This is a genomic window from Kitasatospora sp. HUAS MG31 (assembly GCF_040571325.1).
In the GTDB taxonomy this organism is placed as follows: domain Bacteria; phylum Actinomycetota; class Actinomycetes; order Streptomycetales; family Streptomycetaceae; genus Kitasatospora; species Kitasatospora camelliae.
Map to the genome: position 1 here is coordinate 6,020,309 of NZ_CP159872.1, position 20,426 is coordinate 6,040,734.

General features: G+C 74.3%; 18 protein-coding genes. 9 read left to right on the forward strand and 9 right to left on the reverse strand.

All coding sequences use genetic code 11. The features are described from left to right. Positions 1-13: 13 nt before the first annotated feature. Genes ABWK59_RS26865 through ABWK59_RS26875 form a run of 3 tightly spaced genes read right to left on the reverse strand, consistent with a single transcriptional unit; the run spans position 14 to position 2,816 of the window. Positions 14-826 (reverse strand): ABC transporter ATP-binding protein, encoded by an 813-nt coding sequence (locus tag ABWK59_RS26865; protein WP_354643204.1) that lies wholly within the window; start codon positions 824-826, stop codon positions 14-16. After that, positions 823-1,839, reverse strand: a complete 1,017-nt coding sequence (locus ABWK59_RS26870; protein WP_354643205.1) for a FecCD family ABC transporter permease — start codon at positions 1,837-1,839, stop codon at positions 823-825. Before ABWK59_RS26870 ends, ABWK59_RS26865 begins: the two co-directional genes overlap by 4 nt. Beyond that, positions 1,836-2,816: a FecCD family ABC transporter permease gene (locus ABWK59_RS26875; protein ID WP_354645116.1), complete on the reverse strand. Its 981-nt coding sequence runs from the start codon at positions 2,814-2,816 to the stop codon at positions 1,836-1,838. The genes ABWK59_RS26870 and ABWK59_RS26875 overlap by 4 nt, the downstream gene beginning before the upstream one ends. Positions 2,817-2,993: 177 nt before the next feature. On the opposite strand from ABWK59_RS26875, the gene ABWK59_RS26880 reads away from it, so the two are divergent. After that, complete coding sequence (locus tag ABWK59_RS26880; RefSeq protein ID WP_354643206.1) at positions 2,994-3,773, forward strand: (2Fe-2S)-binding protein; 780 nt, start codon at positions 2,994-2,996, stop codon at positions 3,771-3,773. Positions 3,774-3,869: 96 nt separating this feature from the next. Here the strand turns inward: ABWK59_RS26880 and ABWK59_RS26885 are convergent, their stop codons facing one another. The 3 genes from ABWK59_RS26885 to ABWK59_RS26895 all read right to left on the reverse strand — a co-directional run bounded on the left by ABWK59_RS26885 (position 3,870) and on the right by ABWK59_RS26895 (position 7,018). Next, complete coding sequence (locus tag ABWK59_RS26885; protein ID WP_354643207.1) at positions 3,870-4,754, reverse strand: DMT family transporter; 885 nt, start codon at positions 4,752-4,754, stop codon at positions 3,870-3,872. 95 nt (positions 4,755-4,849) lie between these two features. After that, positions 4,850-6,079 (reverse strand): MFS transporter, encoded by a 1,230-nt coding sequence (locus tag ABWK59_RS26890; RefSeq protein WP_354643208.1) that lies wholly within the window; start codon positions 6,077-6,079, stop codon positions 4,850-4,852. 189 nt (positions 6,080-6,268) lie between these two features. Further along, on the reverse strand, positions 6,269-7,018 hold the full coding sequence (locus tag ABWK59_RS26895; protein WP_354643209.1) for a MerR family transcriptional regulator: 750 nt from the start codon (positions 7,016-7,018) through the stop codon (positions 6,269-6,271). Positions 7,019-7,186: 168 nt separating this feature from the next. On the opposite strand from ABWK59_RS26895, the gene ABWK59_RS26900 reads away from it, so the two are divergent. From ABWK59_RS26900 to ABWK59_RS26925, 6 genes are all read left to right on the forward strand, one after another. Further along, complete coding sequence (locus tag ABWK59_RS26900; RefSeq protein WP_354643210.1) at positions 7,187-8,728, forward strand: flavin-containing monooxygenase; 1,542 nt, start codon at positions 7,187-7,189, stop codon at positions 8,726-8,728. Next, entirely contained in the window at positions 8,725-9,747 is a 1,023-nt protein-coding gene (locus ABWK59_RS26905) for an alpha/beta fold hydrolase (RefSeq protein ID WP_354643211.1), read from the forward strand. The genes ABWK59_RS26900 and ABWK59_RS26905 overlap by 4 nt, the downstream gene beginning before the upstream one ends. Beyond that, on the forward strand, positions 9,744-10,631 hold the full coding sequence (locus tag ABWK59_RS26910; protein WP_354643212.1) for an SDR family oxidoreductase: 888 nt from the start codon (positions 9,744-9,746) through the stop codon (positions 10,629-10,631). The genes ABWK59_RS26905 and ABWK59_RS26910 overlap by 4 nt, the downstream gene beginning before the upstream one ends. Before the next feature lie 211 nt (positions 10,632-10,842). Continuing rightward, positions 10,843-11,829, forward strand: a complete 987-nt coding sequence (locus ABWK59_RS26915; RefSeq protein WP_354643213.1) for a zinc metalloprotease — start codon at positions 10,843-10,845, stop codon at positions 11,827-11,829. Positions 11,830-11,922: 93 nt separating this feature from the next. Next, positions 11,923-12,696: an SDR family NAD(P)-dependent oxidoreductase gene (locus tag ABWK59_RS26920; RefSeq protein WP_354643214.1), complete on the forward strand. Its 774-nt coding sequence runs from the start codon at positions 11,923-11,925 to the stop codon at positions 12,694-12,696. Between the two features lie 190 nt (positions 12,697-12,886). After that, the gene (locus ABWK59_RS26925; RefSeq protein ID WP_354643215.1) at positions 12,887-14,698 is read left to right on the forward strand and encodes an ABC transporter ATP-binding protein; all 1,812 of its coding nucleotides are present in this window, start codon (positions 12,887-12,889) and stop codon (positions 14,696-14,698) included. A gap of 48 nt (positions 14,699-14,746) precedes the next feature. On the opposite strand, the gene ABWK59_RS26930 is transcribed toward ABWK59_RS26925, so the two are convergent. Further along, positions 14,747-15,214 (reverse strand): MarR family winged helix-turn-helix transcriptional regulator, encoded by a 468-nt coding sequence (locus ABWK59_RS26930; protein ID WP_354643216.1) that lies wholly within the window; start codon positions 15,212-15,214, stop codon positions 14,747-14,749. Between the two features lie 81 nt (positions 15,215-15,295). On the opposite strand from ABWK59_RS26930, the gene ABWK59_RS26935 reads away from it, so the two are divergent. Then, complete coding sequence (locus ABWK59_RS26935) at positions 15,296-16,147, forward strand: alpha/beta fold hydrolase (RefSeq protein ID WP_354643217.1); 852 nt, start codon at positions 15,296-15,298, stop codon at positions 16,145-16,147. Here ABWK59_RS26935 and ABWK59_RS26940 read toward each other — a convergent pair. Continuing rightward, entirely contained in the window at positions 16,120-16,791 is a 672-nt protein-coding gene (locus ABWK59_RS26940) for a lysophospholipid acyltransferase family protein (RefSeq protein WP_354643218.1), read from the reverse strand. The two genes, ABWK59_RS26935 and ABWK59_RS26940, sit on opposite strands and share 28 nt — an antisense overlap. Positions 16,792-16,998: 207 nt before the next feature. Further along, positions 16,999-19,329 (reverse strand): bifunctional glycosyltransferase/CDP-glycerol:glycerophosphate glycerophosphotransferase, encoded by a 2,331-nt coding sequence (locus ABWK59_RS26945; RefSeq protein ID WP_354643219.1) that lies wholly within the window; start codon positions 19,327-19,329, stop codon positions 16,999-17,001. 815 nt (positions 19,330-20,144) lie between these two features. Here ABWK59_RS26945 and ABWK59_RS26950 point away from each other — a divergent pair. Further along, on the forward strand, positions 20,145-20,411 hold the full coding sequence (locus ABWK59_RS26950) for a hypothetical protein (RefSeq protein WP_354643220.1): 267 nt from the start codon (positions 20,145-20,147) through the stop codon (positions 20,409-20,411). The last annotated feature ends 15 nt before the right edge of the window (positions 20,412-20,426 follow it).

The following is a 20,426-nucleotide window of genomic DNA, read 5'->3' on the forward strand; positions in this document are numbered from 1 at the left end:
CTCGGAGGGAGGGTCAGCGTCGGCGGGCGAGCGGGACGACGAGCGGGGTACCGGTCTCCGGGTCGGGGATCACCCGGCACGGGACCTGGAAGACGCGCTCCACCAGATCGGCGGTGAGCACCTCCCCGGGCGGGCCGGCGGCGGCGAGCCGGCCGTCGTGCAGCACCACCAGGTGGTCGGCGTACCGGGCCGCCTGGCCGAGGTCGTGCAGCACCATCACCACGGTGCGGCCGGCCTCCCGGTGCAGGTCCTCGACCAGGTCGAGGACGTCCAGCTGGTGCCGCAGGTCGAGGAAGGTGGTGGGCTCGTCCAGCAGCAGCAGGTCGGTGTCCTGGGCCAGGGCCAGGGCGATCCAGGCGCGCTGGCGCTGGCCGCCGGAGAGCTGGTCGACCGGGCGGTCGCGCAGCCCGGCGGTGCCGGTGCGGCGCAGCGCCTCCTCGACGGCGGCCTGGTCGGCGGAGGACCACGGGCTGAGCATCCGCTGGTGCGGGTAGCGGCCCAGCCGGACCAGCGACTCCACGGTGATCGCCTCGGGGGTGACCGGCTGCTGCGGCAGCAGGCCGAGGCGCTTGGCCAGCGCCCGGACGGGCATCCGGTGGATGTCGGAGCCGTCCAGGGTGACCGTGCCGGCCGCGGGGTCGAGCAGCCGGGTCAGGCCGCGCAGCAGGGTGGACTTGCCGCAGGCGTTGGGGCCGACGATCGCGGTGACGGCGCCGCCGGGCAGGGTGAGGTCCAGGCCCTGGACGATCGTCCGGTCCCCGTACCGGAGGTCCAGCCCGCTGGTGGCGAGCTGATCGGTGGTCTTCGGGACGGTCACGGTGGTCACGAGCGGCTCCTCTGCGGCAGGCGGCCCTGGCGGACCATCAGCACCAGCAGCCAGGGCGCGCCCAGCGTCGCGGTGACCGCGCCGACCGGGAGGCCCTTGACGGGCAGCAGGTGCAGGACGAGGTAGTCGGCGCCGAGCAGCAGCACCGCGCCGGTCAGCGCGGACAGGGCGAGGGTCGCCGGGGTGGGCGGGCCGGCCAGGAACCGGACCAGGTGCGGGACGGCCAGCGCCACGAAGGCGACCGGACCGGTCAGCGCGGCGGCCAGCGAGGCCAGCACGATGGCGAGCAGCAGCAGGCCCAGCCGGGTGCGGTTCGGGTCCAGGCCGAGGCCGCCCGCCGAGTCGTCGCCCAGGTCCAGCACGGCCACCCGGCGGTTCATCAGGAACACCGCGGCGCACGCCACCACGATGGCGCTGCCCGCGCCGAACACCTCGGGCCAGGTCCGCCCGTAGAGCGAGCCGGTGGTCCACTGCAGGGCCTGGCCGGCCAGCTCGGCGGGGAACCGCACGATCATCAGGTTGACCGCGGCGGCCAGCCCGGCCTGCACCGCGAGGCCGACCAGCACCAGCCGGGTGACGGCCATCCGCGACCGCCAGGCGAATCCGCCGAGCAGCACCGCGGCCAGCACCCCGCCGCCCAGGGCGGCCAGCGGGGTGAGCGCCTGGGAGGCGCCGGTGGCCAGCAGCAGCACCGCACCGAAGGAGGCGCCGCCGGTGACACCGATGACGTCCGGCGAGGCCAGCGGGTTGCGGAAGAGCCGCTGCAGCAGCGAACCGGCCACCGCCAGCGCGGCGCCCGCGACCAGCGCGGAGACCACCCGGGGGGCGCGGAACTCCTGGACCACCAGGACGTCCCCGGCGTCGCCGACGCCGAACAGCGCGGCCAGCGCGTCGCCCAGCGGCATCTTGACCTGACCGGTGCTCAGCGCGACCGCGGTCATCAGGACCAGCGCCGCGACGAAGCCGGCGGAGAAGGACAGGGTGCGGCGGCGCTGCCGCGCGAGGGTGCTCATCGGGCCACCTTCCGCGCCAGCACCGCGAGCAGCGGCGCGCCCAGGAAGGCGGTGACGATGCCGACCTCGATCTCGGACGGCCTGACCAGCAGCCGGCCCAGCACGTCGGCGGAGAGCAGCAGCACCGGACCGGCGATCAGGCAGCCGGGCACCAGCAGCCGGTGGTCGTTGCCGAGCAGCGGGCGCACCAGGTGCGGCGCGGCCAGGCCGATGAAGGCCACCGGGCCGGCCACGGCCACCGAACCGGCGGCCAGCAGCACCACGGCGAGGCCGCCGACCACCCGGATCCGGGCCACCGGCACGCCGAGCGCCTGCGCGGTCTCGTCGCCCAGCGCCAGCGCGTTCAGCGCGGGGGAGACCAGCAGCGCCAGCAGCACGCCCACCGCGATCAGCGGGAGCACCTGGTACAGCACCTCCAGGCTGCGGCCGCTCACCGAACCGGCCAGCCAGAACCGGGCCTCGTCCAGGGTGCGGCGGCTGGCCAGCATCAGGGCGGAGGTCCAGGAGGCCAGCACCGCGGTCAGCACGGTGCCGCCGAGCGCCAGCCGGATCGGGTCCAGGTCGCCGCCGCGCCGCGCCATGCCGTACGCCAGCACGGCGGCGCCGGCGGCACCCGCCACGGCGAACCAGACGAACTGCAGCGGGTGCGTCAGGTGCAGGGTGAAGATGGCGAACACCACGGCGAACGACGCACCGGCGTTGATGCCGAGGGTGGTGGGGGAGGCGAGCGGGTTGCGGGTGACGCCCTGCGCCACCGCGCCGGCCGCGCCGAGCGCCGCACCGACCGTCAGGGCGATCACCGTCCGGGGCACCCGGAGACCGGTGACCACGTCGGCGTCGCCGCCCTGCGCCGTTCCGGACAGCGCGTCAAGCACCGTGGAGAGCGGGATCGAACGCGACCCCAGGGCGAGGCTGAGCGCGGCGCACAGCGCGAGCACCCCGAGCCCGGCGGCGAACAGCAGGGGCTGCCTCGCCACCCGGAGCCGGGACGCCGGGGCTGTGGGGGCCGGCAGGTCGGTTCTGAGCACAGGACAGATATTAGGTGAGGCTCACCTAACCTCGTCAAGTTCCGTGCCCCGCCGGGGCCCGGTTGCCGAATCCCCGCCGACGTGCCTATAAGGTGAGCCTCACCTTATTCGATCACGGGAGTCATGATGCTCCAGCTGACGGAGGCCCGGGCCTGCGCCGCGGACGAATTGGCCGAAACCTATCGGCTGCTTGGCGGGATCTGCTCCGCGCTCGACCTGGACCTGGTCGAGTCCGTCCCCGCCGCCGGTCCCTCCTGGGTGAGATCCGATCAGCTGGCCCTGCACGTCGAGGAACTGATCGCCGGTGAGGCCGCGCGGATCCTCGCCGAGCACGGGACCCGGCCCCGCCCGCACGTGATCGCCTCCCGCGTCCTCCACCACTACCTGTGGTCCGCCTGCCTGCTCGTCAGCGGCCCCTGGTACCTCACCGGACAGGTCCCCGACCTGCGCTCCGCCGACCTCTGGACCGACCCCGCGACCGGGCGCACCGCCCTCCGTCCGGGCGCATCGCGGGCCGGCGACGAGCGGGACGTCCGGGACACCGTCGCCGCCCACGTCGGGCCGGTGCTCGCCGCGTTCCAGCCGTACGTCAAGCGGGGGCCGCGGGCGCTGTGGGGGATGGCCGCGGACGACCTGGTGTCCGGGATCTGGTACCTCGGGCGGATGCTCGACCAGGAGGACCGCGCGGTGGCCGCCGCCGGCGCCGTCCTGCCCGGGGACACGGCGCCCTTCCCCGGCGCCGCCGCCTTCCGCCGCCTCACCGCCCCCGACGGCCGCACCCACTGGACCCGAACCCGGCTCGGCTGCTGCCTCTACTACGCCGTCAAACCCGACGCCGACGCCTGCATCACCTGCCCCCGCACCCCGGACCCGACCCGCCTCACCCGCCTCGAAGCGGACCGCTAGCGGCGAGCAACCGGGCTACCGCGCAATTCCCCGCGCCCCCTGGGGGAACCGGGTGCGCCCCTGAAAGACGTGCTCGGGTAGCTCCTGAAAGGCCCCTCACCGGCGGGAGACGGCGACGCCGGCGAGGCAGAGGGCGCCGCCGAGGAGGGTGAGGGGGAGCGGGGTCTCGCCGAGGAGGCTCCAGGACATCAGGACGACCAGCGCCGGCACGGCGTACGTGGTCGCTCCCATCCGTCCCGCCGTGGTGCGCGACACCGCGTACGCCCAGGTGGTGAACGCCAGTGCGGTCGGGAACAGTCCGAGGTAGACCACGCAGGCGGTGGCGGACAGCGGCGCCGCCGCGACCTCAATCACCAGGCGCCCCGCGAACGGCAGGCAGGCCACCGCCCCGATCAGGCACCCGTAGGTGGTGACCTGCAGCGGCGACCCGTGCCGCAGGGCGGGCTTCTGTGCCACCACCCCGCCCGCGTACGCGACCGCCGCGCCGAGGCACAGCGCGATCCCGAGCAGCGAACTCCCCTGCCCGCCGGTGGACATGGACACCCCGACCACCACCGCGCCGGCGAAGGACACCGCCATGCCGGCGAGCAGCTTCCGGGGGAAGCCCTCGCCGAGCAGCCAGCCGCCGAGCAGGGCGATCAGCACCGGGCCGATGCCGACCAGCATGGCGGCGGTCCCGGCGTCCACCTGTCGTTCGCCCCAGTTGAGGGCGACCATGTAGAGCCCGAACCAGAGCACGCCGGAGACGGCGGTGCCCGGCCACGCGGCCCGGGGCAGCGGCCCCTCGCGCCGGTACACCAGCAGGGCCAGCAGGGCGGCGGAGCCGACGGCGAGGCGACCGAGGGCGAGGGCGCCGGGGGTGAAGTGGTCCGCGGCGCTGCGGATGGCCACGAAGGCGGAGGCCCACAGCACCACCGTCGTCGTGGCCGCCGCGATCGACTTGCCGTCCAGGCGGGGGGCGTCGGTGGCAGAGAGGTCCATGCCGGCCACCGTAGGTTCCACCGCCCGCCGCCGCCCGTGATTTTCCCGCCGGCCCGCCGCCCACACGGCCCGCCACTCACGCGGCCCGCCGCCGCTCAGACGGTCTGCCGCAGCTTGGCCGGCCCGACCCTGTCCGGGGTCCGGCGGCGGTAGCGGTGCTCGGTGGCGGTGGCGAGGGCGAGCAGCACCGCGGCCCCGGCCGCCCCGCAGGTGACGGTGAAGGGCGCGGTCGGCCCGTGGCGGTCGGCGACCCAGCCGGCGGCGAGGGTGCCGGCGGACTGGGCGAGGGTGATGCTGCTGACCAGGGCGGCCATCGCCTCGCCGAGGCGCTCGGCGGGGACGGTCCGCTCGGCCAGCCCGAACATGGTGATCATCTGGGGGGCGACCGCCACCCCGAGGCAGGCGGTGCCGACGGCGAGCGAGGTCAGGCCGTCCACCCCCGGGAGCAGCAGGGAGGCGCCGAACAGCAGCAGGGTGCCGGACTTGAGCCGCAGCGGCAGGCCGATCCGGGCCGGGAGGGCGGCGGTGGCCACCCCGGCGCAGGAGCTGGCGCCGCCGATCAGGCCGTAGAGGAGTCCGGCCGCGCCGGGGTGGCCGAGTGCTTCGGTGGTGGAGGTGACGCCGACCTGGACCGAGCCGAAGCAGACGCCGAGCAGCGCCATCCCGGCGAGCAGCAGGCCGAACGCCGGGTTGAGCAGCCGTCCGCCGCCGTGGGTACGGGGTGCGGCGCCGGGCGGGGCGGTGGGGTGCAGGGCGAACAGGGTGGCGGCGCCGCCGACCAGGGCGGCGGCGAGCAGCAGGCCGGCGGCGGGGTCGACCAGGGTGGCGAGCAGGCCGATCACGGCGGGCCCGGCGGTGAAGCTGATCTCGTCCACGGTGCCGTCGAGGGAGAGCGCGGCGACGGTGGTCGGGCGGTCGCCGCGGGCCAGCCACACCCAGCGGCTGCGGGAGAGCGGGCCGACCAGCGGGACGGACACCCCGATCAGCGCGGCCGCGGCGAGTTGGACGGCGAGCGGCAGCCCGGCGCCGGAGGCGGCCACCAGGGCGAGGATGGCCAGGGTGTTGACGGCGGCCGCGGCCAGGCCGACGGGACGCTGCCCGCGGCGGTCGGCCAGCCGTCCGACCAGCGGGCCGCCCAGTCCCTGGCCGACCGCGAGCACCCCGGCGACGGCCGAACCCCGCCAGACGCTGCCGGAGTCGTGGGTGACCAGCAGCAGCGAGCCGATCGGGCACATGGCGGCCGGCAGCCGCCCGAGCAGGGACCAGACCTGCACCCGGCGGCCCGTCAGCCGGACCGCCGTACGGAAACTCCTGACCGCGGCCATCGCCGCCACCCCCGGGTGGGCCGGGTCGGGGCGCCCGCCTCCCGTCGTCGGCCCCGACAGGCTGATCGGCTCGCGGGTGGATCCGACCGTACGGGCCGGTACTCGGGGGTAGGAAGGGTGGGATCCCCCAGCCCGGGGGACGGCCGGTCACCGAGCGGATTGGAGGAGCCGCCAACCGTGGGCGAGTCGTCAGTTCCCCGTCGGCGTCCCGTACTCCGCCCGTACCCTGCGGTCCATCGCCAGGGCGAACTGGGCGTCCACCACGGTCCGGGCGAGCGGGCGAACCCGCAGGATCTGCTCGGTGAGCCGGGCGGTCTCGGCGGGGGAGAGGTCCTCGGGGTGGCTGAGGGCGTCGAGCAGTTCGTCCCGGACCAGGGCGGTGAACACCTCGGCGACGGCGTCGGCGTGCTCGCGGGTGCGGCGGCTGGCGGCGAGGACGGCGGAGAGCGGGACGCCCTCGGCGACCAGGGCCACGGTGGCGTCCATCAGCCGCCGGCTGACGTGGGTGATGCCGTCCTCCTCGACCGTGATGAAGCCCTGGTCGATGGACTCGGCGGTGTTCTCCTCGGTGAGCTGGTCGCCGAAGACGGCGGCGAGTTCGGCCCAGTCCAGGTGCACCGGGACCTCGTCGGACCAGGGCGCGGTGATCGCGTTCTTCAGGCCGATCAGGTCGGCGACCTGCCGGCCGCTCTCGCCGGCGCCGATCAGCTCGGCGATCCCGCCCAGGGTGTGCCCGCGCTCCAGGAGTTCGCCGATGACCCGGAGCCGGTTCAGGTGCTCCTCGCCGTACCAGGCGATCCGGCCCTCCTTGCGGGGCGGCGGGAGCAGTTTGCGCTCGCGGTAGAAGCGCAGCGTGCGCACCGTGATGCCGGCGGCCTCGGCGAGCTCCTCGACCCGGTACTCGCGGGGGCCGCCGCCTGTCTGATCGATCTCCGCCACGCCGCCAGCATAGGCCGCGCCCCACCCCGGAACGCCGGCCCCGACGCATCTCGCCCGCCCTATTCCACTCGGTGTCAACAAGGGCTACCCTGCCAATCGCGCCAGTGATTACTGGCGCGGTTGTAATGGTCGTGGACACCCCCGCCCCCACCCACAGGAGGCCGCCGCATGGCATCCCGCACCAAGCACCAGAGGCCGTCCCCCACTTCCCCGCCCGCCGTGCCGCACGTCCGGGTGGCCGTGGTCGGCTCCGGCTTCGGCGGCCTCGGCGCAGGCGTCCGGCTGCGCCGCGCCGGGATCACCGACTTCGTGATCCTGGAGCGCGCCGGGGCCGTCGGCGGTACCTGGCGCGACAACAGCTACCCGGGCTGCGCCTGCGACGTCCCCTCCCACCTGTACTCCTTCTCCTTCGCCCCGAACCCCGACTGGCCGCGCAGCTTCTCCGGCCAGCCGGACATCCGCGCCTACCTGGAGAAGGTCACCGACACCTTCGGCCTCCGCCCGCACCTGCGCTTCGGCGCCGAGGTCACCGAGCTGCGCTGGGAGGAGGAGCACGCCCGCTGGCGGGTGAGCACCGCCGCCGGCACCTGGACCGCCGACGCCGTGGTCTCCGCCGCCGGGCCGCTGGCCGACCCGCAGATCCCCGACCTGCCGGGCCTCGCCGACTTCCCCGGCAAGGTGTTCCACTCCTCCCGCTGGGACCACGACTACGACCTGACCGGCCGACGGGTCGCCGTGGTCGGCACCGGCGCCTCCGCCGCCCAGATCATTCCGGCGATCCAGCCGCGGGTCGGCCGGCTCACCGTCTTCCAGCGCACCCCCGCCTGGGTGCTGCCGCGCCGCGACCGCGAGATCACCGGCCTGGAGAAGTGGCTGCACGGCGCTCTGCCGCCCACCGGCGCGCTGCGCCGCGGCGCTCTCTTCGCGCTGCGCGAGATCCAGGTGGACGCCTTCGTCCGCCGCCCCGGCCTGCTGAAGGTCATCCAGAGGATCGCCGAGAAGCACATCGCCCGCGGGGTCGCCGATCCGGCGCTGCGCGCCAGGCTGACCCCCGACTACCGGATCGGCTGCAAGCGGATCCTGCTCAGCAACACCTACTACCCGGCGCTGGCCGCACCCAACAGCGAGGTGGTCGCCTCCGGGCTGCGCGAGGTCCGCGGCTCCACCCTGGTGGCCGCCGACGGCAGCGAGCACGAGGTGGACGCGATCGTCTTCGGCACCGGCTTCCACGTCACCGACATGCCCATCGCCCAGCGGGTGTTCGGCATCGGCGGGCGCAGCCTGGCCGAGGAGTGGAAGGACGGCATGGAGGCGCTGCGCGGCTCCACCGTGCACGGCTTCCCCAACCTGTTCTTCGTCATCGGACCCAACACCGGCCTCGGCAACAGCTCGATGATCCTGATGATCGAGTCCCAGCTGAACTACCTGATCGACGCCCTCACCGCGCTGGACTCGGTCGGCGCCACCGCCCTGCAGCCCACCGCCCGCGCCCAGCGGCACTGGAACCTCGAACTCCAGCACCGGATGGAGCGCACCGTGTGGACCACCGGCGGCTGCCGCAGCTGGTACCTGGACAGCGCCGGCCGCAACACCGTGCTCTGGCCCGGCTCCACCAGCTCCTTCCGCCGTGCCACCCGCCGGGTCGACCTGGCCGAGTACGAGCTGATCAAGCGCCCCGCCCCCGTCGCCGAGGAGGTCGTCCCCGCATGAGCCCCGCCGTCCCCGCCGTCCCCGCCGCCGTCCCGGTGCCCGCCGCCACCCGGCGGATCCGGTCCGCCGACGGCACCTGGCTGCACGCCGAACTACACGGCCCCGAGGGCGCCCCGATGGTGGTCCTCGCCCACGGCTGGACCTGCTCGACGCTGTTCTGGGCGCCGGTCGTCCGCCGGCTCGCCGCCGACCACCGGGTGGTGGCGTACGACCAGCGCGGCCACGGCGGCAGCGACCTGCCGCCCACCGCGGCCGGGTTCTCCACCGAGAAGCTCGCCGACGACCTCCAGGCGGTGCTCACCGAGCTCGTGCCGGCCGGGGAGCGCGCGGTGCTCGCCGGGCACAGCATGGGCGGGATGACCATCATGGCCGCCGGCGACCGCCCCGAGGTCGCCGCCCGGACGGCGGCCGCCGTGCTGATCAGCACCGGTCCGGCCGACCTGGTCGCCGAGCTGCTGGTGGTGCCGCCGGCCGTCCGCGGCCGGGGTCCGCGCCGGCTGCTGCACCGGCAGATCCTGGAGTCCCGGCTGCCGCTCGGCCCCGTCACCCGGGTGTCCAAGGCCCTGCTGAAGTACGCCACCATGGGCCCGCAGGCCGCGCCCGAGCAGGTCGACGCCTGTGCCGCGGTGGTGCACGCCTGCCCGACCGTCACCCGCCGCCGCTGGGCCCGGGTGCTCGGCGAGCTGGACGTGACCGCCGGGCTGGCCGCGCTGCGGGCGCCCACCGCCGTGGTGGTCGGCACCCACGACAAGCTGACCCCGCCGGTGCACGCCCGCCGGATCGCCGCCGCGCTCGCCGACCCGCGGGGCCTGCTGGAACTCCCGGGGGTGGGCCACATGTCCCCGGTGGAGCGCCCCGACGAGGTCGCCGCCGAGATCCGACGGCTCGTCGGCCTGCGCACGGGCGAGGCCGGGACCGCCGCCGCACAGCCCGCCCAGCGGCCCACCGCACAGCCCGCCCAGCAGCCCACCGATCAGTCCGCCGCACAGCCCGTCGCGCGAAGGAGTGAGGCCGTATGACCAACCCGCCGCTGTCCGCCCAGGTCGTGGTGATCACCGGAGCCGCCCGCGGGGTGGGCGCGCTGACCGCCCGCAGGCTCGCCGAGCGCGGCGCCCGGGTCGCCCTGGTCGGCCTGGAGCCGGACCTGCTCAAGGAGGTGGCCGCGCAGTGCGGTCCGGAGGCCTCGTACTGGGAGGCCGACGTCACCGACCTGGACGCGCTCACCGTCACCGCCCGGGCGATCAAGGACCGCTACGGCCGGATCGACACCGTGGTGGCCAACGCCGGCATCGCCATCGGCGGCCCGCTGGAGGACAGCGACCACCGGGCGTTCAGCCGGGTGATCGAGGTCAACCTGATCGGCAGCGTGGCCACCGCCCGGGCCTTCCTGCCCGCGCTGGCCGAAAGTCGCGGCTACCTGCTGCAGATCGCCTCGTTGGCCGCGATCACCCCCGCGCCGCTGATGGCCGCGTACTGCGCCAGCAAGGCCGGGGTGGAGGCCTTCGCGCACTCCCTGCGCGCCGAGGTCGCCTACCAGGGCGTCAAGGTCGGTGTGGGGTACCTGAGCTGGACCGACACCGACATGGTGCGCGGCGCCGACCAGGACACCGTGCTGCGGCAGATGCGGGCCCGGCTGCCCTGGCCGGCCAACAAGACCTACCCGCTCGCTCCGGCGGTGGACCGGCTGGTGGCCGGTATCGCCCGCCGCTCGCCGCACGTCTACGCGCAGGCCTGGCTGCGTGGGATGCAGCCGGTCCGCTGGCTGCTGCCCGGCCTCATCGCGGCGGTCGGCGCCCGGGACGTGGCCAAGCTGGCCCCGGAGCTGAAGGCCACCGCCGCCACCCGGCTGCGGCCGGTGGGTGCCGGGGGAGAGGCCGACTCGGCGGCCCACCCGACCCGGTAGGGGCGATTTCCAGCCACTCCCGTCCTGTTTCGATCACGTAAAAGAGGTGTCAGGAACCGCCCATGGACCGGCAAAACTGCGGTCCGTGGGCGGTTTGTCGGAAAAATTTCAAGGCCGGAAACCATCTGACGCGTACACGTGGCCGATGCGTACTCTCCTGCTCGGCGGTCCCCAACCCGCCGACCCCCACACCTTTTTCGCAGGAGAGCAGATGCGTCGTTCTGCCCGCATATCCACGCGCCTTCTCAGCGCCACCGCCCTCGCCGGAGCCCTCGCCTTCACCGGCGTCTCCGCCCCCACCGCCTTCTCGCTGGCCGCCCCGGCCGGCGGCGACTGCGCGCAGACCTCGACCGACCTGGGCGCCCGCCGCGCCGCCGGCAGCGAGGCCCAGGAGCCCAACGCGGTCTCCGACGCCCAGGCCAAGGCGATGGACGCCGACCTGAAGTCCCGGGTGGAGACCCTGCGCAAGTCGCAGGAGGGCAGCAAGATGCTGGCCGCCGGCAGCGGCTCCGCGCTCGCCGCCACCACCATCCCGGTGTACTTCCACGTCATCCACGCCGGGACCACCGGCAAGCTGTCCGCCACCGCCATCAACGACCAGATCGCCGTCCTCAACGCCGCGTACGGCGGCCAGGGCACCGGCAACACCGCCACGCCGTTCCAGTTCCAGCTGGTCGGCACGGACTACACCGACAACTCCACCTGGTACAACGGCGTCACCGACGGCTCCACCGCCGAGAAGCAGATGAAGAGCACCCTGCGTCGCGGCGACGCCGGCACCCTCAACATCTACTCGGCCAAGCTCGGCCAGGACCTGCTCGGCTGGGCCACCTTCCCGAGCTCGTACAACTCCAACCCGACCGACGACGGCGTGATGCTGCTCGACTCCTCGCTGCCGGGTGGCTCGGCCGCCAACTACAACGAGGGCGACACCGCGACCCACGAGGTCGGCCACTGGATGGGCCTGTACCACACCTTCCAGGGCGGCTGTAACGGCAACGGCGACTACGTCTCCGACACCCCGGCCGAGAAGACCGCCGCGTTCCAGTGCCCGACCGGCCGCGACTCCTGCACCAGCAAGGCCGGCGTGGACCCGATCCACAACTTCATGGACTACACGTACGACGCCTGCATGTACCAGTTCACCCCCGGCCAGGTGACCCGGATGACCAACGCCTGGGCCTCCTACCGCGCCTGACGCACCACCGCTGGTCGTGCCGCCCGCCCCGTGGACCGTTCCGGGGCGGGCGGCATCAGTGCGTTCGCGGCTACCACTCGGTACGGTCGGCGCATGACCACAGCCCTCATCACCGGCGCGACCGCCGGTATCGGTGCCGCCTTCGCCCGCCGCCTGGCCAAGGACGGGCGCGACCTCGTCCTGGTGGCCCGCGACACCGAGCGCCTGGAGTCGGCCGCCGCCGAACTCGCCAAGAAGTACGGCGTGACGGTCGAGACGCTCGCCGCCGACCTGGCCACCGACGCCGGCATCGGCGCCGTCGAGGACCGCCTGCGGGACGCCGACCGCCCGGTGGACATCCTGATCAACAACGCCGGCTTCGGGAACCGCGGCGCCTACCTCCAGGTCCCGCTGGAGGACGAGCTGCGGATGCTCAAGGTGCACGTGGAGGCGGTGCTGCGGACCACCAGCGCGGCGGTGCCCGGGATGCGCGAGCGCGGCCGCGGCGGCGTGATCAACGTGGCCTCGGTGGCCGCCTTCGTCCCGCGCGGCACCTACGGCGCCACCAAGGCCTGGGTGGTCAACTTCACCCAGGGCGTGGCCCGCGACCTGGCCGGCACCGGCGTACGGCTGCAGGCGCTCTGCCCCGGCTTCACCCGCACCGAGTTCCACCAGCGGGCCGGCATGGGGACCGGCAACATCCCGGCCTGGGCCTGGCTGAACGCCGACCGCGTGGTGGACGACTCGCTCCGCGATCTCGCCCTCGGCCGCAGCCTCTCGGTGCCCGGCAAGCGGTACAAGGCCGTGGTCGCCCTGGTCCGGATGCTGCCGGCCGGCCGACTCGGCGGACTCTCCTCCAAGACCGCCCGCAGCTACCGGCCGAACTGACGGCTCCCCGGACGGTCCGGACGGCCTGACGACCCGGACGCCGGAGCGCCGCCGGGGCACCGGCGGGCGGCGGGACAGCTGACGATAGAAGCTCACTATTAGCCTGGCTAACAATGAGCTATGCTCGGCATGCTGTCGTGCCGCCTGCCGGCAGCCGCCGCCGACACCCGACCCCCGGGAGGCCCCACCCGTGCAGCTCGACCGGAACGACTGGACCCCGCCCGCCCGCGCGGACGGGGAACCTCGGCCGCCCGCCCAGTGGCGCCGGATCCTCGCGCTGTTCCGCCCGTACCGGGCCCGGCTGCTGGTGGTGGCCCTGCTGGTCGGCGCCTCCGCCCTGGTCTCGGTGGTCACCCCGTTCCTGCTGCGCGCCGTCCTGGACACCGCCATCCCGCAGGGCCGGACCGGGCTGCTCACCCTGCTGGTGCTCGGCATGATCGCCGCCGCCGTGGTCAACAGCGTCTTCAACGTGCTGCAGACGCTGATCTCCACCACCGTCGGCCAGCGGGTGATGCACGACCTGCGGACCGCCGTCTACACCCACCTCCAGCGGATGTCGCTGGCGTTCTTCACCCGCACCCGCACCGGCGAGGTGCAGTCCAGGATCGCCAACGACATCGGCGGCATGCAGTCCACCGTCACCTCCACCGCCACCTCCCTGGTCTCCAACCTGACCGGGGTGGTCGCCACCGTGGCCGCCATGGTCGCCCTGGACTGGCGGCTCACGGTGGTCTCGCTGCTCCTGCTGCCGCTGTTCGTCTGGATCAGCCGCCGGGTCGGCAACGAGCGCAAGAAGATCACCGCCCGCCGGCAGAAGCAGCTGGCCGCGATGAGCTCCGCCGTCCAGGAGTCGCTCTCCGTCAGCGGCATCCTGCTCGGCCGCACCATGGGCCGCTCCGACTCGCTCTCCCGCGAGTTCGCCGCCCAGTCCGACGAGCTGGCCGACCTGGAGGTCCGGGCCAGCATGGCCGGTCGCTGGCGGATGTCCACCATCGGCATCGTCATGGCCGCCATGCCCGCGCTGATCTACTGGGCCGCCGGGCTGGCCGCCGCCGGCGGCGCCCCGATCGTCTCCATCGGCACCCTGGTCGCCTTCGTCTCGCTCCAGCAGGGCCTGTTCCGGCCGACCGTCAGCCTGCTCTCCACCGGCGTCCAGGTGCAGACCTCGCTCGCCCTGTTCCAGCGGATCTTCGAGTACCTCGACCTCCCGGTGGAGATCGACGAGCCGGAGCGCCCGGTCGACCTGGACCGGATCCGCGGGGACGTCCTGCTGGACGGCGTCGAGTTCCGCTACCACCCCGCCCAGGACCGGCCCACCCTCACCGGCATCGACCTCAAGGTCCCCGCCGGCGGCTCGCTCGCCCTGGTCGGCGAGACCGGCTCCGGCAAGACCACCCTCAGCTACCTCGTCCCCCGGCTCTACGACGCCACCGCAGGCCGGGTCTGCCTGGACGGCACCGACGTCCGCGACCTGTCCTTCGACACCCTCTCCCGCGCGGTCGGCGTGGTCTCCCAGGAGACCTACCTCTTCCACGCCTCGGTCGCCGACAACCTCCGCTTCGCCAAGCCCGACGCCACCGACGAGGAACTGGTCGCCGCCGCCCGGGCCGCCCAGATCCACGACATGGTCGCCGCCCTCCCGAACGGCTACGACACCCAGGTCGGCGAGCGCGGCTACCGGTTCTCCGGCGGCGAGAAGCAGCGGCTCGCCATCGCCCGCACCATCCTGCGGAACCCGCCGGTGCTCATCCTGGACGAGGCCACCAGCGCCCTCGACAACCGCACCGAACTCGCCGTCCAGCAGGCCATCGAAGCCCTCTCCGCCGGCCGCACCACCATCACCATCGCCCACCGGCTCTCCACCATCCGCACCGCCGACCAGATCGCCGTCCTGGCCGACGGCACCATCGCCGAGCTCGGCACCCACGACGAGCTCCTCGCCCTCGACGGCCGCTACGCCGCCCTCCTCCGCCGCGAATCCGCCGTCACAGCAGCAACCTGAGGCCCCGGAAACCGGGTGCCCCCAGTGGTCGCCCCCCCCGCCAACGCCTCACCCCTCGCGGACGCCCCCCACCACCGCGACCGCCGCCGTCAGGAACCGTCGGACGGCATCGAGCTCGGCGGGTTCGAACCCCTCGGCCGCGGTCAGCAGCCCCCCGATCACCGGTCCGAAGAACGACCAGCCCAGCGTCACCGCCTTCTCCTCCACGGTGAGCAGCACCCGCCGCCGGTCCGCGGTGTCCCGCTCCCGGCGGATCAGCCCGAGCCGCTCCAGCCGGTCGATCAGCGCGGTGGTGCCCGCCGAGTTGAGGCCCAGTCGCTCGCCGAGCCGGCCGGGGGTGGCGGCGACCCCGGCCCGCTCCGCGTCCAGCAGCTGGATCAGCGCCCGCAGGTCGGTCGGGTGCAGCCCGTTCCGCGCCGCGAACTCCGCGCCGAGCTGGTCGAACTCCACGGTGACCGCGCGCAGCAGGTGCACCAGCCCCATCGCCGGATGCTGGTCCGGCTCCCTCGTCTCCATGGACACGAACTCCTCTCGCTGGCCTAGTATCTCGCTCAGCGAGAGAATCGGTCAACGAGAACCCACGCCAGGGAGTCCGCGATGTCCACCGACACCTTCGAAGCCGCCTATGACGCCCTCCTCGCCCGGTGGCCCGCCGGCACCGAGGCCCGCGAGATCACCACCCCGTACGGCCCGACCCGGGTGCACAGCCACGGCCCCGCCGACGGCGAGCCGCTGGTGCTGCTGCACGGCGGCGGCGCCACCTCCGTCTCCTGGTACGCCAACGCCGGCGCGCTCGCCACCCGCTACCGCGTGCACGCGGTGGACATCCTGGGCGATGCCGGCCGCAGCCGCCGCGAGGGCCTCCCGCTGCGCACCGCCGAGGACCTGACCCGCTGGCTGGACGCGGTGCTCGACGGCCTCGGCCTGCCACGGGTCCACCTGGCCGGCCACTCGTACGGGGCCTGGCTCGCCGCGACGTACGCGCTGCACGCTCCCGGGCGGGTGGCCGCGCTGGCGCTGATCGACCCGACCCAGTGCTTCACCGGCTACCGTCCCGGCTACCTGCTGCACGCGCTGCCGATGCTGCTGCGCCGTACCCGCACCGCGGCCCGCGCCTTCCTCGCCTGGGAGACCCGCGGCACCGGCCTGCCCGAGGAGTTCGCGCGGCTGTACGAGCTGGGGGTGGCCGAGGTGCGGGCCAGGCCGGTGGTCGGACGGCGGGCGGAGGTGGCCCGGCTGCGCGGTCCGGTGCTGGTGCTGTTCGCCGGGCGGAGCCGGACGCACGACGCCGGGAAGGCCGCCGCCCGCGCCCGGCGGCTGCTGCCGCACGCGCGGGTCGAGGTCCTCCCCGGCGTGACGCACCACTCCGTCCCGATGGCGGGCGCGGAGCGGATCGACCGGTGTCTGCTGGAGCTCCCGGGTCAGGCCGCCTTGGGCAGCTCGTTGTAGGTCTCGGCCAGCTCCTGGCCGGAGAGCGCGTGGATCGCCGCCATCACCTCGTCGGTGACCTGGCGGCGGGCCTTGGCCGAGCGGGCCTGGCCGTGCAGCGCGTCGAAGTGCAGCGGCTCGCCGAACCGGACCGTCACCTGGCGGATCCGGGGGATCCGCCGCCCGACCGGCAGGATCTCCTGCGGGCCCTCCAGGGCCACCGGGACCACCGGGACACCGGCGGTCAGCGCCAGCCAGGCCACGCCGGTCTTGCCGCGGTAGAGCCGGCCGTCCAGCGAGCGGGTGCCCTCCGGGTAGATGCCGAACGCCTTGCCGTCCTGGAGGATCTCCAGCGCCTGCTCCAGCGAGGCGGCCGCCGAGCGGTAGGTGCCGCGCTCGACCGGGACGGCGTTGATCACGCTGGTGAAGAACGCGCGGGAGATCGCGCCCTTGAGGCCGGTGCCGGTGAAGTACTCGGCCTTGGCCAGGAAGTACACCTGGCGCGGCGCGGTCAGCGGGATCACCACGCTGTCGATGAAGGACAGGTGGTTGCTGGCCAGGATCACCCCACCCTTCCGCGGCACGTGCTCCAGCCCCTCGATGACGGGCCGGTAGACCGCCTTCGCCATCGGCTTGAGCACGAGCTTGGTGATGAGGTTGAGCATGGGCCCTCCCTGGCCGGCCGATCCGTGGCGCCCGGCCGCTGGGCCGAGGTCAGACCGCAGATTACGACATGCCACCCCGCGTTCGTCCACTCCCGGCCGCTCTTCGTACGAGTGCGATCTTCGTCACGCTCCGCTTCACCCCCGCTGCCCTGCGGAATCGCCCGCCGGTCGCGGGGACGGCCGCCGCGGAAGGGGGAGCGGGCCGTCTCATCTGCTGAGACCGGCCCGGGCGGAACGCGTACCGCCGGGGCCGGGGTCCGTCGCGGTGCCGGCCACCCCGCCCTCGGTGCCCGTGCCCTCCTCACCCGCGCCCTCCTCGCCCGCGCCCGCCGCCGGGGCGCCCTCCGGCGCCGGGCCGGTCACCGGGAAGATCCGGCGCACCACGCGCTCGGCGGCCCCGCCGTCGTCCCAGGGGCAGAACCGGGCCCGGAAGGCGGCCCGGGCGGCCGGCTCCGGGTCGCCCGCCAGCAGGGCCGAGGTCAGCGCCTCCTGGTCGAGGGCCACCGCCCCCGGCGGCTCGGCGAGCAGGTCGAAGTAGACGCCGCGGACCGTCCGGTACTCCTCCCAGTCCGGGGCGAACACGGCGATCGGCCGGTCCAGCACCGCGTAGTCGAACATCATCGAGGAGTAGTCCGTGACCAGGGTGTCGGCGGCCAGGTAGAGGTCCTCGACCACGGGGTGCGCGGAGACGTCCAGGATCTCGGCCGCGTCCTGGCCGGTCGTCAGGTCGCCCGGGCCGCCGGTGTGGAAGTAGTGGGTGCGGACCAGCAGGGTGTGGTCGGGGCCGAGTTGTTCGGCCAGCGCGGGCAGGTCCAGCAGCGGGAGGTAGCCGCCCCGGCCCTCGCGGTGGGTCGGCGCGTACAGCACCGTCCGGCTCCCGGGCCTGATGCCCAGTCGGGCGCGGACCGCGGCGCACTCCTCGGCGGTGGCGTTCGCCAGCCGGTCGTTGCGCGGGTAGCCGGTCTCCAGCAGCTCGTACCGGCCGGGGAAGGCGCGGCCGAAGTGCTCGCTGGTGTGCGGGTTGGGGGAGACCAGGTAGTCCCAGCGGTCGACGGCCTCGCGCAGCCGGTCGAAGTCCATCCCGTCGGCGGCCAGCGGCCGGTCGCGCAGGTCCATGCCCATGGCCTTCAGCGGGGTGCCGTGCTGGGTCTGGACGTGCACCGTCCCGGGCCGCTTGGCCATGGTGTGCGGGAAGTTGACGTTGTTGACGAAGTAGGTGGCGGTGGCCATCGCCCGCAGGTACGCCGGGGTGTTCACCACCACGTACGGCACCCCCGGGGGCATCGCGGCGGCCCGCCCGCGGTCCTCCACCACCCACACCCCGCGGACCCGGGGGGCGAGTTGGCGGGCCTTCTCGTAGATCGCGGCCGGGTTGCAGGCGTAACCGCGGTGCCAGTACGCCGCGTAGACCGCGAGGTTCGGGTCCAGTGGCAGCCGCCGGAAGGCGTTGTACACGGTGAACCGGGCGCCCCCGCGGACCGCCCGGCGCACTGCCGGGACCACGGCCCGCGCCCGGCGCCGCAGGGCGCGGGGCAGCCGGCCGGAACGGCGCAGCTGCTCGTACGCGTGCCGGTCGCCGCGGGCCGCGAGCCGGTACCGCAGGCCCCGGACCCCCGGGGGGAAGCGGTGGTCGGCCGGGCGGTGCCGGGCGGCGTGGTCGGCGATCCGCCGGAAGAACGCGGCGCGCAGCCCGTCCGGGACCAGCCCGGGGGTGTCGTAGACGGTCACCGCCTGCTTGAGGGTCCGATCGAAGACCAGGGCGCGCAGGGCGGCGGCGTCCGGACGGCGGTCCAGGAAGGCGAAGATCTCGTCGTACTGGGCGAAGGCGTCGGCGTGCTTGGGGGAGGGGGTGCTGGTGATGGCGCCGGGCCGGCCGCGCCGGTAGTGGTAGCAGGGGCGGTCGAGGTAGCGCAGCCGCCGGGCGGCCAGCAGGGCGGGGTAGGTGACCGAGATGTCCTCGTAGAAGCCGCCGCCGAAGGAGACCCCGAGGTCGAGCAGGTAGGCGCGGCGGATGACCTTGTTCCACACCGCCATCACGCTGCGGAACAACTCCGGGTGCTCGGCGGCGGTGCAGCCCTCGACGAGCGGGGAGGCGGCCAGCGCGCTCCGCCAGGGGTTGGGCTCCGAGCCGCCGTCCGGATAGACGTGGGTGAAGTCGGTGAGCAGGACGTCGGCGGGGGTGTCCGAGGCGCTCTCGCGGCGGAGCTCGGCCAGCACGGCGTCCAGGGCGCCCTCGGGCAGCCAGTCGTCGCTGTCGACGAACCAGACGTACCGGCCGCCCGCCTCGGCCAGCCCGGCCTCCCGGGCGCCGCCGAGGCCGCGGTTCTCCGCCAGGTGCAGCACGGTGAGGCGGTCGTCGCGGGCCGCGTACCGGTCCAGCAGGGCCCCGCAGCCGTCCGGGGAACGGTCGTCCACCGCGATCAGTTCCACCTCGCCCTCGGCGGCGGTCTCGGCGCGCAGTGACTCCAGGCACTGGGGGAGGAACCGCTCCACCCCGTGGACCGGAAGGACGATGGTGAGCAGGGGGGTGGCGGTCACGCGCGTTCACTCCGCGAAGGATGCTGTGCTTTCGGCAGGTTCGCCCGGTATGACCAAGAGTACCGAGCCGACGTGTCCGCATGGTTGCGCGCAGTGATCGCCGAGGTGGACGGCGCGGGGAGGCGGCCGTCGGGGCGGGGAGGGGCGAGGAGGAGGGCGGGGGCGGGGGCGGGGGAGAAGGGCCCGGAAAAGGCGACCGCCGGTGCCGCACGAGTGTGCGGCGGCACCGGCAGTCCAGTGGCGGTCCGGCCGACCCTCAACGGCCGACCGCCGGTCCGTACACCGCCCGGAACCGGGCCGTCGCAGCGTCGAGACGGCCGGGGCAGTGGCTCTCTGCGGTGTCGGAAGCTCTGTTGTTCATCTGTCGAAAACACTCGACCGGTCATCTACGGGGCTGGCCCGGAATCTCGTGTCGATAGAGATATTGCTTGGAGGTTTCGGCCGCGTCAATCCCTCGGATGTGTTCAATTTCTGAATGATACCGCCGGTCGCCCGCCGGGGGACCGGGAGTGCCCCCGGAGCTGCGGCCGTGGATCCCCGCCCCGCCGCCCCACCCCGCCGCCCCACCCGCGCGCCCGGCGCGGCCCACCCGTCCGGTGCGCCCCCGCCCCGCTCCCGGACGCGGCTGGCGGGCGGACCGCAAGGGGGGCAGGATCAACTGATGCGTACTCGTGACCGAGGCCACTGTCTCCTGGTGAAGCGTCAGTTCTGTTCGCACGATACGGTGGCAGGACACCAGGACGGTTGCGCGACTGCCGTCACACACGGATAGTCTTCGCCTCACGGCCCTGGCGCCTCGTAGGGGTGGGAAACAGATGGAACACATGCAAGTGCGGACGCGGCCGCGAGTGCCGGCGGTCCAGTGCGGAACCGGGTCGACCGGCCGCCGGATCGAGCGCCACCTGGCCGTGCTCGGCGCACCCGCGCTCACGTCGGTGGACACGACCGAGGCCCTCGGGTTGATAAGGGAGCTGACGCCGCGCGGCGTGAGCACCCGCGCGCCTCGTCGGCGCACCACCCGGGTGCTGCTGATGGCTCCGCTCCGCCGGCTGAAGCGCAGCCTCTTCGGCGGGCGGGGCTAAGGGGCCTTAGGCGCC

Coding starts and splice junctions, on each gene's coding strand:
- ABWK59_RS26870 (WP_354643205.1), bottom strand. CDS start 1,839: ATGAGCACCCTCGCGCGGCAGCGCCGCCGCACCCTGTCCTTCTCCGCC.
- ABWK59_RS26880 (WP_354643206.1), top strand. CDS start 2,994: ATGCTCCAGCTGACGGAGGCCCGGGCCTGCGCCGCGGACGAATTGGCC.
- ABWK59_RS26885 (WP_354643207.1), bottom strand. CDS start 4,754: ATGGACCTCTCTGCCACCGACGCCCCCCGCCTGGACGGCAAGTCGATC.
- ABWK59_RS26890 (WP_354643208.1), bottom strand. CDS start 6,079: ATGGCCGCGGTCAGGAGTTTCCGTACGGCGGTCCGGCTGACGGGCCGC.
- ABWK59_RS26900 (WP_354643210.1), top strand. CDS start 7,187: ATGGCATCCCGCACCAAGCACCAGAGGCCGTCCCCCACTTCCCCGCCC.
- ABWK59_RS26905 (WP_354643211.1), top strand. CDS start 8,725: ATGAGCCCCGCCGTCCCCGCCGTCCCCGCCGCCGTCCCGGTGCCCGCC.
- ABWK59_RS26910 (WP_354643212.1), top strand. CDS start 9,744: ATGACCAACCCGCCGCTGTCCGCCCAGGTCGTGGTGATCACCGGAGCC.
- ABWK59_RS26915 (WP_354643213.1), top strand. CDS start 10,843: ATGCGTCGTTCTGCCCGCATATCCACGCGCCTTCTCAGCGCCACCGCC.
- ABWK59_RS26920 (WP_354643214.1), top strand. CDS start 11,923: ATGACCACAGCCCTCATCACCGGCGCGACCGCCGGTATCGGTGCCGCC.
- ABWK59_RS26930 (WP_354643216.1), bottom strand. CDS start 15,214: ATGGAGACGAGGGAGCCGGACCAGCATCCGGCGATGGGGCTGGTGCAC.
- ABWK59_RS26935 (WP_354643217.1), top strand. CDS start 15,296: ATGTCCACCGACACCTTCGAAGCCGCCTATGACGCCCTCCTCGCCCGG.
- ABWK59_RS26940 (WP_354643218.1), bottom strand. CDS start 16,791: ATGCTCAACCTCATCACCAAGCTCGTGCTCAAGCCGATGGCGAAGGCG.
- ABWK59_RS26950 (WP_354643220.1), top strand. CDS start 20,145: ATGGAACACATGCAAGTGCGGACGCGGCCGCGAGTGCCGGCGGTCCAG.